Source organism: Micrococcus sp. NPDC078436 (genome assembly GCF_040702705.1).
GTDB lineage: Bacteria > Actinomycetota > Actinomycetes > Actinomycetales > Micrococcaceae > Micrococcus.
Window position 1 is genome coordinate 29,441 of sequence record NZ_JBFBLX010000017.1, and the last position, 12,981, is coordinate 42,421.

The 12,981-nt window shown below is 75.5% G+C and carries 11 protein-coding genes; 9 read left to right on the top strand and 2 right to left on the bottom strand.

The genetic code is table 11. From position 1 onward, the window contains the following. Positions 1-92 precede the first annotated feature (92 nt). From guaB to AB0302_RS09860, 7 genes are all read left to right on the top strand, one after another. Positions 93-1,637 (top strand): IMP dehydrogenase, encoded by a 1,545-nt coding sequence (gene guaB / locus AB0302_RS09830; protein ID WP_319074112.1) that lies wholly within the window; start codon positions 93-95, stop codon positions 1,635-1,637. A 51-nt stretch (positions 1,638-1,688) separates the two neighbouring features. Then, positions 1,689-2,825, top strand: coding sequence for a GuaB3 family IMP dehydrogenase-related protein (locus tag AB0302_RS09835; protein ID WP_366371744.1), 1,137 nt, complete (start codon positions 1,689-1,691; stop codon positions 2,823-2,825). 100 nt (positions 2,826-2,925) lie between these two features. Then, positions 2,926-3,852, top strand: coding sequence for an SURF1 family protein (locus AB0302_RS09840; protein ID WP_343282033.1), 927 nt, complete (start codon positions 2,926-2,928; stop codon positions 3,850-3,852). Further along, on the top strand, positions 3,849-4,412 hold the full coding sequence (locus tag AB0302_RS09845) for a DUF3817 domain-containing protein (protein WP_366371746.1): 564 nt from the start codon (positions 3,849-3,851) through the stop codon (positions 4,410-4,412). Before AB0302_RS09840 ends, AB0302_RS09845 begins: the two co-directional genes overlap by 4 nt. A gap of 96 nt (positions 4,413-4,508) precedes the next feature. Then, positions 4,509-6,077 carry a glutamine-hydrolyzing GMP synthase gene (gene guaA / locus AB0302_RS09850; RefSeq protein WP_248118333.1) on the top strand — a complete coding sequence of 523 codons (1,569 nt, stop codon included), beginning with the start codon at positions 4,509-4,511 and terminating at the stop codon, positions 6,075-6,077. Between the two features lie 99 nt (positions 6,078-6,176). After that, positions 6,177-9,935, top strand: a complete 3,759-nt coding sequence (locus tag AB0302_RS09855; protein ID WP_366371748.1) for a DUF4011 domain-containing protein — start codon at positions 6,177-6,179, stop codon at positions 9,933-9,935. Then, positions 9,925-10,203 carry a hypothetical protein gene (locus AB0302_RS09860; protein WP_366371750.1) on the top strand — a complete coding sequence of 93 codons (279 nt, stop codon included), beginning with the start codon at positions 9,925-9,927 and terminating at the stop codon, positions 10,201-10,203. The genes AB0302_RS09855 and AB0302_RS09860 overlap by 11 nt, the downstream gene beginning before the upstream one ends. Positions 10,204-10,248: 45 nt before the next feature. On the opposite strand, the gene AB0302_RS09865 is transcribed toward AB0302_RS09860, so the two are convergent. Beyond that, entirely contained in the window at positions 10,249-10,560 is a 312-nt protein-coding gene (locus AB0302_RS09865; RefSeq protein ID WP_319074120.1) for an FmdB family zinc ribbon protein, read from the bottom strand. A 58-nt stretch (positions 10,561-10,618) separates the two neighbouring features. After that, positions 10,619-11,311: a 5-formyltetrahydrofolate cyclo-ligase gene (locus tag AB0302_RS09870; protein WP_319074121.1), complete on the bottom strand. Its 693-nt coding sequence runs from the start codon at positions 11,309-11,311 to the stop codon at positions 10,619-10,621. 54 nt (positions 11,312-11,365) lie between these two features. Here AB0302_RS09870 and AB0302_RS09875 point away from each other — a divergent pair, with 54 nt between their 5' ends. Next, complete coding sequence (locus AB0302_RS09875; protein ID WP_319074123.1) at positions 11,366-11,995, top strand: GNAT family protein; 630 nt, start codon at positions 11,366-11,368, stop codon at positions 11,993-11,995. 10 nt (positions 11,996-12,005) lie between these two features. Then, positions 12,006-12,980, top strand: coding sequence for a hypothetical protein (locus AB0302_RS09880; RefSeq protein ID WP_366371753.1), 975 nt, complete (start codon positions 12,006-12,008; stop codon positions 12,978-12,980). The last annotated feature ends 1 nt before the right edge of the window (position 12,981 follow it).

The window sequence follows — 12,981 nt, forward strand, 5'->3', positions numbered from 1 at the left end:
CGCCCGACCCTGTGACCGCCGACGCACCCATCCCCGGCGCACCACCCCGTGGGCATAGAATCGCGGAAACCCCCGTCTCGAAAGGCCCCTTCGTGACCACCACCAGCACCGGCCCGTCCTCGGACCCCGTCCACTCCGCCGCCGATCCGTTCGGATTCTTCGGCCTGACGTACGACGACGTCCTCCTCCTGCCCAGCCACACGGACGTCATCCCGGCGGACGCGGACACCGGGACGCAGGTGACCAAGCGGATCCGCCTGAACATCCCCGTCATCTCGGCCGCCATGGACACGGTGACCGAGGCGCCGCTGGCCATCGCGATGGCGCGCCAGGGCGGCATGGGCATCATCCACCGCAACCTCTCCATCGAGGACCAGGCCTCGCACGTGGACACGGTGAAGCGCTCCGAGTCCGGCATGATCACGGACCCCGTCACCGTCGGCCCGGACGCCACCCTCGAGGAGCTCGACGAGCTGTGCGCGCAGTACCGCGTCTCCGGCCTGCCCGTGGTGGACACGGACGGCGTGCTGGTCGGCATCATCACCAACCGCGACGTCCGCTTCGTGGACCACGAGGACTTCGCCACCCGCACGGTGCGCTCGGCCATGACGCCGATGCCGCTCATCACGGGCCCCGTGGGCATCTCCCGCGAGGAGACGGTCGCGCTCTTCTCCCGCCACCGCATCGAGAAGCTCCCCCTCGTGGACGATCAGAACCGGCTGCAGGGCCTGATCACCGTCAAGGACTTCGACAAGGCGGAGAAGTACCCGGACGCCGCGAAGGACGAGGAGGGCCGCCTGCGCGTGGGCGGCGCCGTCGGCTTCTTCGGCGACGGCTGGGAGCGGGCCATGGCGCTCGTCGAGGCGGGGGTGGACGCCCTCGTGGTGGACACCGCCAACGGCCACACCCACGGCGTGCTGGACATGATCGCCCGCCTGAAGAAGGAGAAGGCCGCGGCGCACGTGGACATCATCGGCGGCCAGGCCGCCACGTACGCGGGCGCCAAGGCGATCGTCGACGCCGGCGCGGACGCCGTGAAGGTCGGCGTCGGCCCGGGCTCCATCTGCACCACGCGCGTGGTGGCCGGCGTCGGTGTCCCCCAGATCACCGCGATCTACGAGGCGGCCAAGGCCACGCGCCCCGCGGGCGTGCCGCTGATCGCCGACGGCGGCCTGCAGCACTCCGGCGACATCGGCAAGGCGCTCGTGGCCGGCGCCGACTCCGTGATGCTCGGCTCCCTGCTGGCCGGCACCGCCGAGTCCCCGGGCGACCTGGTGTTCTACCAGGGCAAGCAGTTCAAGGCCTACCGCGGCATGGGCTCCCTGGGCGCCATGCAGACCCGCAACGGCAAGCGCTCCTACTCCAAGGACCGCTACTTCCAGGCGGACGTGCCGGCCGAGGACAAGCTGATCCCGGAGGGCATCGAGGGCCAGGTGCCCTACCGCGGCCACGTCGCCAACGTGGTGCACCAGCTCGTGGGCGGCCTGCGCCAGACCATGTTCTACACGGGCGCGCCCACCATCGCGGACCTCAAGGAGAACGGACGCTTCGTGCGCATCACCTCCGCGGGCCTCAAGGAGTCCCATCCGCACGACATCATGATGACCGTGGAGGCGCCGAACTACAGCTCCCGCTGAGCCCGGCGCCCTCCCCGGTGGCGCCCAGGATCCCTGGGATAGGCTGGGGAGGTGACGAATCAGATTGAGATCGGCCGTGGAAAGCGCGGCCGCCGCGCCTTCTCCCTCGACGACGTCTCCGTGGTGCCGGCCCGCCGGACCCGGGACCCGCGGGATGTGAACCTGTCCTGGCGGATCGACGCCTACACGTTCGACATGCCCGTGATCGGCGCCCCCATGGACTCCGTGATGAGCCCGGACACGGCCATCGCGCTGGGCCGCCTGGGCGGCCTCGGCGTGCTGAACCTCGAGGGCCTGTGGACCCGGCACGAGGATCCCGCGCCGCTGCTGGAGGAGATCGCCGCGCTCGAGGCGGCCCCCGGCAGCCCCGAGGTCACCCGCCGCCTCCAGGAGATCTACGACGCGCCGATCCAGGCGCAGCTGATCACGGAGCGCCTCGCGCAGATCCGCGAGGCCGGCGTCGTGGTGGCCGGCTCCCTCACTCCGCAGAACACGCAGCAGTTCTACAAGACCGTGCTCGCCGCGGGCGTGGACCTCTTCGTCATCCGCGGCACCACCGTCTCCGCCGAGCACGTGTCCTCCACGCACGAGCCGCTGGACCTCAAGCAGTTCATCTACGAGCTCGACGTCCCCGTGATCGTGGGCGGCGCCGCGGGCTACACCCCGGCGCTGCACCTCATGCGCACCGGCGCGGCCGGCGTGCTCGTGGGCTTCGGCGGCGGCGCCTCGACGACGACGCGCCGCGCCCTCGGCATCCGCGTCCCCATGGCCACGGCCATCTCGGACATCGCCGAGGCCCGGCGCGACTACATGGACGAGTCCGGCGGCCGCTACGTGCAGGTGATCGCCGACGGCGGCCTGGGCACCTCCGGCCAGATCGTCAAGGCGCTCGCGATGGGCGCCGACGCCGTCATGCTCGGCACCGCGCTCGCCCGCGCCGCCGAGGCGCCCGGAGCCGGCTGGCACTGGGGCCTCGAGGCCGCCCACCCGGACCTGCCGCGCGGCCACCGCACGCACGTCGGCACCGTCGCCCCGCTCGAGGAGCTCCTGTGGGGCCCCGGCCACCAGACGGACGGCACCTCCAACCTCATGGGCGCGCTCAAGCGCGCCATGGCGACGACGGGCTACACCGAGCTCAAGGACTTCCAGAAGGTGGAGGTCATCGTCGCGCCCACGCACGTGATGTGACCACCGGCGCCGGGGCGGGCCACCGCCAGCCCCGGCCGACCGCCCCTCGGCCCGCCGTCGCTGCGGCCCGCCCGTCCCGTTCCGGAAGAAGTGATCTCGGGTGCTCCGTACCGCCCTGAAGCCCGTGTGGCTGGCCACGCTCGTGCTGGCCCTCGTGGCGGCCGGCCTGTTCGTGGCCCTCTCGCGCTGGCAGTTCCAGTCCGCGGAGACGGCGGCCCCACCGCCCCGCACGCAGACGGAGAACGCCGTCCCGTTCACGGACCACGTCCGCCCCTCCGAGCCGCTCCTGGCCTCGCAGGCGGACCAGGTCGTCACCGCGTCCGGGGCGTTCCTCCCGGGCACGGACGCACTCATCGCCCGGCGCCTGCACGAGGGGCGGCAGGGCTTCTGGACCGTGACGGCCTTCCGGGTGGCCGGCGCCCCGGACGGCGAGGTCGTCCCCGTCGTGCGGGGCTGGTCGGAGGACGCCGCCCTCGTGGACCCGGCGCCCACGGGCGAGGTGACCCTGACCGGGCGCCTCCTGCCCCCGGACGGCCCCCTGCCCCGTTCCACGGAGCCCGCGGAGACCTCCGGGCGCCCCGTGTACACCACGCTCGCCCCCGGCCAGCTGGTCAACGTCTGGGACGAGCCCTCCTACGCCGCCTACGTGGCCGCGTTCGCGGTGACGGACGCGGTGGGCGCGGACGTCTCGGCGGGGGCCGCCCCGGGAGGCCTCGAGCCCGTGTGGGTGCCGCCGCAGCCGGAGGAGACGCAGGTCGTCTGGCTGAACGTGTTCTACGCGATCGAGTGGATCCTCTTCGCGGGCTTCGCCCTCTTCCTGTGGTGGCGGTTCGTGCGCGACGACCACGAGCGCGAGCTGCAGGAGGCCCGCCTGGACGAGGAGTGGGCCGCCCAGTGGCGGGCCGAGGAGCTCGCCCGGCGCCGGGCCGCCGCGCGCGAGGCCAAGGAGCGGGCGCTCGCGGCGCAGGCCGCGCGCACCCCGCACGACGACGGACCCGCGGGTCCCCCGAAGGAGCAGACACGATGAGTCATCCCGACCCCCAGTCCCGACCGGACGCGCACGCCGCCGTGGACCCGGCGAGCCTGCCGGACCCCGAGGACATCACCGAGGCCGACCTCCCCGAGCCGCCGCCGCGCCCGGGCCGGGAGAGCCGCCGGTTCGCCGGCACGCAGCAGCAGATCCGCTCGGCCACCCGGTTCTACGTGGTGTGCGCGTGGATCACGGGCGTCATGCTCCTGCTGCTCGTGGCGGAGATGGTGTTCAAGTACGGCCTCCACCAGGAGCTGTTCGCGGGCGGCACCACGGTGGACGGCGAGCCCAACGTGCTGGGCCTGCATCCGGAGGACTCGGTGACCGGGGGAGTGAACCTCTCCCTCCTCATCCTCATCGCCCACGGCTGGATGTACGTGGTCTACCTCCTCGCGTGCTTCCGCCTGTGGTCCCTCATGCGCTGGGAGCCGGTGCGCCTGCTGGCGATGGCGGGCGGCGGCGTCGTGCCCTTCCTCTCCTTCATCGTGGAGAAGCGCATGACCCGCGTGGTGCGCGACGAGGTCCACCGGTACCCGTCCGCCGCCCGTCGCTACTGAGGCGCGGGCGCGGCGCCCCGGGACGCCTGGACTATCCTTGGTCGGGTGACGCAGAACCCCCCCACCCCCGAGAAGCCCGCCCCGCTGAGCGACGTGATGCCCACCGTCCTGGTGATGGACTTCGGTGCGCAGTACGCCCAGCTCATCGCCCGTCGCGTGCGTGAGGCCAACGTGTACTCCGAGGTGGTGCCGGCGTCCACGCCCGCCGCCGAGGTGCTCGCCCGTGAGCCCGCGGCGCTGATCCTCTCGGGCGGCCCCTCGTCCGTGTACGAGCCCGGCGCCCCCCGGCTCGACCCCGCGCTGCTCGAGGCCGGCGTGCCCGTGCTGGGCCTCTGCTACGGCTTCCAGTCCATCGCCCACGCGCTCGGCGGCGAGGTCGCCCGCACCGGGACCCGCGAGTACGGCTCCACGCGCCTCACCGAGGTGGATCCCGAGTCGGTGCTCTTCGCGGGCCAGGACGAGGAGCAGGTCGTGTGGATGTCCCACGGGGACGCCGTGACGGCGGCGCCCGAGGGCTTCGCGGTCACCGCCACCACCGTCGGCGCCCCCGTGGCCGCGTTCGAGGACCGCGAGCGGCGCATCTACGGCGTGCAGTGGCACCCCGAGGTGGGCCACTCCTCCCGCGGCCAGGAGGTGCTCGAGCACTTCCTGCACGACGGCGCCGGGCTCGCCTCCGACTGGACGGCCAGCAACGTGATCGAGGAGCAGGTCGAGCGCATCCGCGAGCAGATCGGCGACGCCCGCGCGATCTGCGGCCTCTCCGGAGGCGTGGACTCCGCCGTGGCCGCGGCCCTCGTGCAGCGCGCCATCGGCGACCGCCTGACCTGCGTGTACGTGGACCACGGCCTCATGCGCGAGGGCGAGTCCGCCGAGATCGAGAAGGCCTTCGGCGAGGCCCACGGCGGCGCGAAGCTCGTCATGGTGGACGCCCGCGAGGACTTCCTGGCCGCCCTGGCCGGCGTGACCGACCCCGAGCAGAAGCGCAAGACCATCGGCGAGCGCTTCATCCGCACGTTCGAGAAGGCCCAGGCGGACATCGTGCTCGAGTCCGCGCACGACCCGAACGCCCCCGAGGTCCGCTTCCTCGTGCAGGGCACGCTCTACCCGGACGTCGTGGAGTCCGGCGGCGGCGACGGCGCCGCCAACATCAAGTCCCACCACAACGTGGGCGGCCTGCCGGAGGACATCGAGTTCGAGCTGTGCGAGCCGCTGCGCGAGCTGTTCAAGGACGAGGTGCGCGCCGTGGGCGCCGAGCTCGGCCTGCCCGAGGGGATCGTGCACCGACAGCCGTTCCCCGGCCCCGGCCTGGGCATCCGCATCATCGGCGAGGTCACGCAGGAGCGCCTCGACCTGCTGCGCCGCGCGGACGCCATCGTGCGCGCCGAGCTGACCGCGGCCGGTCTGGACCGGCAGATCTGGCAGTGCCCCGTGGTGCTGCTCGCGGACGTGCGCTCCGTGGGCGTGCAGGGCGACGGCCGCACCTACGGCCACCCCGTGGTGCTGCGCCCCGTCACCTCCGAGGACGCCATGACGGCGGACTGGGCCCGCATCCCGGAGGACGTGCTCTCCCGGATCTCCAACCGCATCACCAACGAGGTGGACGGCATCAACCGCGTGGTCCTGGACGTCACGTCCAAGCCCCCGGGCACCATCGAGTGGGAGTGAGCGGCGCCCTGCGCGCCGCGTGAGGGCCGCCCCGATCCGGGGCGGCATCAGGCTCGAATCCCGCCCGCCCGGGGCGGGCAGAGGAAGGACCGCACCGAAGTGACCGAGCAGGAGTTCCCCCGCCTGGCCCGCGCCCGCGCGGCCGCCCGCCCCGACGAGGGCGCCGCCCGTCCCGACCCGGCCACGTGGGTGGCCTCGCTCGGCTCGGGGGCGGAGAACGACACGATGCTGCGCTTCGCGCCCTCGGCGGCCAACAGCATCGACGTGACGGACGCCAACTCCTCCGGCGTCTCGCAGCTGCTGCTGGGGCGCCGCACGCGCCTGTCCACGCTGCTGCCGGCCGGCCCCGTGCTCGAGTCCGCCCACCAGGTCTCCCTCGGCCTGCGCGCCAAGGTGCGCGAGCTCTCGGAGGAGCGCGGCATCGACGTCGCGGCCCTCGCCGTGGGCGTGGCCACGTGGACAGCGCAGGAGGACGGCCGCCGGGAGCGCCGCTCCGCCCCCGTCCTGCTGGCCCGCGTGGCGCTCACCGTGCGCCGCGGCGCGCAGGACCGGGACGAGCTCGAGGTGCAGATCACCGAGCCGGCGCGGCTCAACCCCGCCCTGGTCCGCAACCTCCGCCGGCACCACGGGATCCGCCTGGACCCGGAGGCGTACCAGCACGCCGCCTACGCCACCGCGCGCATGGAGCCGGGCCCCGCCCTGGCGCTGCTGCGGGAGGAGGCCGGGTCCCTGGACGGCCTGCAGGTCTCGGAGCGCATGCTGCTCTCCACGTTCGCGGACCTCGGGGAGACGGCGAGCCTGCCGGACTCCCTCGAGCACCTGCCCGTGGTCCAGGCCCTCTACGACGCCGGCACCGGCATGGTGCCCCGTCCCGCCGAGCTCGGGCCCGTGGACGAACCGGACGGGGACGATCGCGCGCCGCAGGACGAGCGGCTCGTGCTCGACCTCGACCCCTCCCAGCAGGCGGTGCTGGACCACGCCTCCGCGGGCCGCTCGCTCGTGGTGCACGCCGCGCCCGGCACGGGCCAGACGCAGACCGCCGTCGCGCTGGCCGCCCGCCTGGCCTGGGAGGGCCGGCGCGTGCTGGTGGTGGCTGAGCGCTCCGCGGCCCTGGCCGACGTGCACGACCGCCTCGAGGAGGCCGGCCTGCGGGCCGCGGCCCTCGACGTGCCCGCCAACGCGGACCCGGAGTGGCTGCGGCGTCAGCTCGTGGCCGCCGTGCTGCGGACGGAACGCGCCGAGCAGCCGGACCGACGCCGCGCCGACGCCGAGCTCGTGGAGCGGCGCCGTCGCCTGCGCGAGCACGTGGGCTCGCTGCACCACGTGCGCCCCCGGTGGGGCTGCTCGCCGTTCCAGGCCATGCAGGCGCTCGCGGCCCTGACCGGCCTCAAGACCCCGCCCGCCACCACCGTGCGCCTGAAGCGCTCCGTGCTGGACTCCACCGTGAACCGCCACGCCGTGGCCGAGCAGCTCGAGCGGGCCGGCGAGCTGGGCGCGTTCTCGCCCCAGGCCACGCAGAGCCGCTGGTTCGGCGCGCGCGTGCGCAACGTGCAGGAGACCGAATCCGCCGCCGAGCTCGTGCAGGAGCTCGCGGCCACGCTCCACACCACGCGTCGCGCGGTGGACACCGCCGCGGCGCAGGCCGGGCTGCGCCCCGCGCGCACCGTGGCCGGCTGGCGTGAGCAGGTGGACCTGTACGAGCGGGTCGCCCGCTGCCTCGAGACCTTCACCCCCGAGGTGTTCGCGCAGGACCTCTCTCAGCTCGTGGCGGCCACCGCCTCCAGCGGGTGGCGTCGCCAGAACATGGTGGAGATGTCCTCCGTCGCCCGCTCCCGCGTGCGCCGCCAGGCCAAGGACGTGGTGCGTCCCGGCGTCCAGCCGCACGACCTGCACGCGGCGCTGCTGGAGGCGGAGGCCGTCGTCGAGGACTGGCGCCGCCATGCCGCCGAGCCCGGCTCCGTGCCGATGGTCCCGGACCAGGCCGCCCGCGGACTGGGCGCCGTGGCCGGCGTCGAGGACCGCCTCGAGCGGCTCACGGCCGTGCTGGCGCCGGAGGCCACCGCCGAGACCGCGCTCGTGGAGCGGGACGCCGACGACCTCGCCGCCGCGGTGGACGGCCTCGTGGCCGACCGCGAGACCCTCTCCTCCCTGCCCGAGCGCACGCTCGTGCTCGACCAGCTGCGCGACCACGGCCTCTCCGAGCTCCTCGCGGACCTCCACGACCGGGAGGTGCCGCCCGAACGGCTCAGCGCCGAGCTCGAGCTGGCCTGGTGGCAGTCCGCGCTCGAGGCCATGATCTCCGGCGACGACTTCCTGGCCATGATGAGCGGCACCGACCTGACCGAGGTCGAGCGCGGCTTCCGCGCGGCGGACCGGGACCTGCTGGCCTCCGGCGCCGAGCGGCTCTCCGCCGCACTGTCCGAGCGCTGGCGCGCCGCGCTGGGCACCTACCGTGCTGACGCCGCCGTGCTGCGGAACCTCCTCAAGCAGGGCCGCCCGAGCGTGGAGTCGCTCGCCACGCTCACACCGGAGGTCCTGCAGCCCCTCGTGCCGATCATGACCACCTCGCCCATGGCGCTCGCGGAGTTCCCCACCGACTGGTCCGCCGACGTCGTGGTGCTGCTGGACGCGGACGCCACCGCGCTGGCCACCGTGATGGGCGCGCTCGTGCGCGCCCCCCAGGTGGTCTCGTTCGGCGACCCCGTGATCGGCCGGCCGCAGTCCTTCCAGGTGTCCGTGGACCCCACGGCCACCGCCGGCCCGCTGCGTCCGCTGCGCTCCGCGCACGAGGCGCTCGCCGAGGTGCTGCCCGTGGTGCCGTTGCGCACGGTGCACCGCGGGATGGAGCGGCGCCTCGTCCGCCTGATCTCCACGCTGGCCTACGACGGCGAGCTCGAGGCCGTGCCCACGGCCGGCGAGCTGACGGGGCACGGCCGCACCGTGACCGCCGAGTACGTGGCCGAGGGCACCGGCATCCCCATGACGGGCGGAGACGTGGTGGAGTCCACCGACGCCGAGGTGGCCCGCACCGTGCAGCGCGTGTTCGAGCACATCCGGGACCACGCCGACGAGTCGCTCGCCGTGGTCACCGTGTCCGAGCAGCACGCCCGCCGCGTGGCCGCCGCCGTGCAGGCCACCGCCGCGCGCGCCCCGTGGGCGCGGGACTTCCTGGCCCGCGGGCGGGGCGAGGACGAGTCGACCCGCGAGCCCTTCGTGATCGTCCCGGTCACGCGGGCCGCCTCCGTGGTGCGCGACGCCGTGATCCTCACCCCGGGCTACGGCCGCACCCCCCACGGCCGCGTGGTGCACCACTTCGGGGCCGTCTCGGAGCCGGACGGCGAGCGCATGATGGCGATCGCGGTGAGCCGGGCGCGCCGGCGCCTGCACCTGGTCTCCGCGGTGCGCGCCTCGGACCTCGAGGCGGAGCGACTGGACGGCGGCGCCCGCTGGTTCCTCACGCTGCTGGAGGCCTACCTCGGCTCGGGGGAGGAGCCCACGGGCGGCCAGGTGGACGATCCGCTCATGGCGGACCTGCGCGACCGCCTCGCGGAGCACGGCGCGCAGGTGCGCCCGCGGCTCGGCGGCGTCATGGACCTCGCGGCCGCCGGGCGGGGCGGGGCCGTGCGGCCGCTGGCCCTCGTGAGCGACGGCGGCCTGACGTACCGCTCGATGACCGTGCGCGAGCGCTCGCGGCGCCTGCCGGAGCAGCTCGAGGCGCGCGGCTGGGACACCGACACCCTCTGGGCGATCGACGTGTTCGCCGATCCCGAGTCCCTCGCGGACCGGCTGGCCGAGCGGCTCGGCCTGGACGAGCCGGTGGAGGAGTCGGAGGACGAGACCGACGCCGATGAGCGCTGAGCAGGGGCCCCCAGCCCACGGGCGTGCGGCGCGGGGGAGCGGTCCTCGGCGCGGCCGGTCCCGGCGCGCGGACGCCCCGGGCACGGGGCCGACGGCCGCCGACGGCCCGGAGCCGCGCGTCGTGGGGCTCGACGGGGCCGATGCCCGCGCGCCCCGCTCCTCGCCCCGCCCCGGTGCCGCCGGTCAGGCGCCCGCGGGGCAGCCCGTGGCGGCGATGGACGAGCACGATCGCTGGCTGCTCGCGCAGCGCCCGCCGCACTGGGGCTGACGACGCCCCCGCCCCCGGGGTCAGGGACCACGGGGGCGGCGGAGGTCAGTCGGCCTTGGGCGCCGAGGTCGGGGTGCCGGAGGACGAGCCGCCGTCGCCCGCGCCGGAGCCGGACGTGCCGGAGGAGGCCGTGCCGCCCGTCGACCCCTCGGAGCCGCTCGCCGGGACGCCGGCCGATCCGCCGCGCGAGTCGGTGCGGTAGAAGCCGGACCCCTTGAAGCTCACGCCCACGGAGCCGTACTGCTTGCGCAGGGTGCCGCCGCACTCGGGGCACTCGGTGAGGGCGTCGTCCGTGAAGGACTGGACGGCGTCGAAGGCGTGGCCGCAGTCCTTGCAGCGGTAGGCGTACGTGGGCATGGGTCCCCTCGGGTCGGGCGCGCCGTGGCGCGGGGCGGATGGTCCGGGCCCTGCGATGCTACTCCGCCGCGCCCCGCGGACCCGCCGGTCCGAGCCACCGCAGCCCGGACGCCGTGACCACCCCGTCCACGGGCCGGTCCGTGGGCTCGGCGGGCACCTCTGTGGCCGGGAGCACCTCGTGGGCGAACAGCAGGGCCACGGTGGGCACGGCGGCCGGCAGATCCGCGAGGAAGCGGTCGTAGTACCCGCCGCCCTGGCCCAGGCGCATGCCGTCCTCGCCCACCGCGAGCCCCGGCAGCACCACCGCCGTGGCGTCGGCGAGGGCGTCCGCGCGGAGTCGCGGCCCGATCGGCTCGTCGATCGGGGCCGCCGTCGCCCGGGCCATGCCCACCCCGGGGTGCCACGCGGCCCAGCTCAGCCGCCGCCCCGGCTCGATCACGGGCACCAGGATGCGCGCCCCGGCAGCGTGGAGGCGCTCGCGCAGCGGACCGGTGTCCGGCTCCGTGGGCATCGGCAGCACCGTGGCGACGACGGGCGTGGCGCCCCGCCCGCGCGTCGCCGCGACGCGCGGACCGAGCCACTCCCACAGGTGCGCGGCCGCCGCCTCGGCCTCGGCGGCGCGGCGCGCCGGATCCAGGGCCCGGCGTGCGGCGCGCACGCGGGCGCGCAGGGCGGCCTTCGCCAGGGCCGTCGCGCCGGACTCGTCGAGCGTCGACGCGGGGGAGGGCAGGGGTGCGTCGGGGGAGGCCATGGAGCCATTGTGCCCGCGCCCTGTGACTCCGGCCCACGCCCTAGGATCGAGGGCATGTCGAGCTCGTCCTGGCCCGTGGCGCTGCGCCACGACTCCCTCACCCTGCGCCCGCTGCGTCGGCGCGACGAGCGGGCGTGGCGGGAGCAGCGGACCGCCAACGAGCAGTGGCTGACGCCGTGGGACGCCACGAGCCCCGAGCCCGGCGCCGGCCCGGCCACGTTCGGGCAGATGGTCCGCTGGCACGGCCGCCATGCCCGCGCGGGCACCTCCTTCACGTGGGGCGTGGCCCTCGACGACGACGCCCCGGGGCGGGACCGCCTGATCGGGCTGCTGAGCCTCAGCGGGGTGCAGTACGGCTCCGTGCTCTCGGGCGCGATCGGCTACTGGATCGACCAGCGCCACGCGGGCCGGGGACTCACGCCGACCGCCGTGGCGATGGCCGCGGACTGGGCCTTCTTCACCCTCGGGCTGCACCGCGTGGAGGTCAACATCCGTCCCGAGAACGCGGCGAGCCTGCGCGTGGTGGAGAAGCTCGGACTGCGGGAGGAGGGCCTGCGCCGGAGCTACCTGCACGTGGACGGCGACTGGCGCGACCACCGCAGCTTCGCGGTCACCGTCGACGAGGTGCCGCAGGGCCTCCTCGCGCGCTGGCTCGACGCGCGGCGTGCCCCCGACGGCCGGTAGGCTGGCCCCCATGGACGAGTGGAACACCCTGGTGGCGGAGCTCGACTCCGCCCTCGGCGTGTTCGCGGGCCTCAAGGTCAGCGCCTCCGTGGTCATGCTGGTCCTCGTGGCGGTCGGGGTGGGGCGGCTCGTGCACCGCCGCCGAGCCCGCGCCGCCGCCGCCCGCCCGAACCGCTGGAGGACCTTCATGACGACCCGTGTGCAGAGCTCCCCGGCGGCCCGCGCCCTGGCCCGGCGGCTCTCCGCCGCCCGCCGCGCGGCCGCGCAGTTCTCCGCCGCCCGCCTCGCCGAGGTCTCGCCCGAGCTCTCGCGCCTCCACGTGCGCCGGGACCGTGCCGCCGTCGCCCTGGTGGGAGCCCTCGCCCTCGTGGTCTTCCTCGTCACCGGCATGGGCGCGCTCTTCGGGGCCTCCAGCGCGGCCGCCGCCGGGTGGTCCCTGCTGATCGCCGCGGCCTCGCTGGGCGGCCTCCGGGCCCTCGCCCTGCGCGATCGCGCCGCGGATCGTCCCGCCGCCCCCGCCGACGACGCCCTCACCGGCGCCGCACCGGCCGAGGACGCGGACGCCACGGCTCCGCACGCCGATCCCGCGCGCGACCGCCGCACGCTCGAGACCGTCCTCGCCTTCGGCGCCCCCGCCGCCGCACCGGCCGCGGAGGAGACCGGGACGGCCGGCGTCGTCGACGGCCGGGGAGCCGAGACCCGCCCGGTGCCGGAGGCGCTCCGGAGCGCCGCGCCCGCCGTCCCGTCCGGCCACGGCTGCGTGGTCATCCCCGCCGTGCCGCGCCCCACCTACCTGGACGCACCGGAGATGGAGCGCCCCGCGCCGGCGCCGCTCGAGGCCGCGCCGGTGCCCGCGACCTCCGGGCGCATCAAGGACTCCCTGAGCCCCGAGACCGCCCGCGCGGAGGACATCAGCCCCACCGCCGAGCGGGACATCGCCGCACTGGACCTGGACAACGTCCTGGCCCGCCGCCGCGCCTCCTGAG

Bases quoted from the DNA above. Each gene is read 5' to 3' on its own strand.
- AB0302_RS09860 (WP_366371750.1), top strand. From the start codon at position 9,925: ATGAGCGCTGAGCAGGGGCCCCCAGCCCACGGGCGTGCGGCGCGGGGG.
- AB0302_RS09865 (WP_319074120.1), bottom strand. From the start codon at position 10,560: ATGCCCACGTACGCCTACCGCTGCAAGGACTGCGGCCACGCCTTCGAC.
- AB0302_RS09845 (WP_366371746.1), top strand. From the start codon at position 3,849: ATGAGTCATCCCGACCCCCAGTCCCGACCGGACGCGCACGCCGCCGTG.
- AB0302_RS09870 (WP_319074121.1), bottom strand. From the start codon at position 11,311: ATGGCCTCCCCCGACGCACCCCTGCCCTCCCCCGCGTCGACGCTCGAC.
- guaA (WP_248118333.1), top strand. From the start codon at position 4,509: ATGCCCACCGTCCTGGTGATGGACTTCGGTGCGCAGTACGCCCAGCTC.
- AB0302_RS09880 (WP_366371753.1), top strand. From the start codon at position 12,006: ATGGACGAGTGGAACACCCTGGTGGCGGAGCTCGACTCCGCCCTCGGC.
- AB0302_RS09875 (WP_319074123.1), top strand. From the start codon at position 11,366: ATGTCGAGCTCGTCCTGGCCCGTGGCGCTGCGCCACGACTCCCTCACC.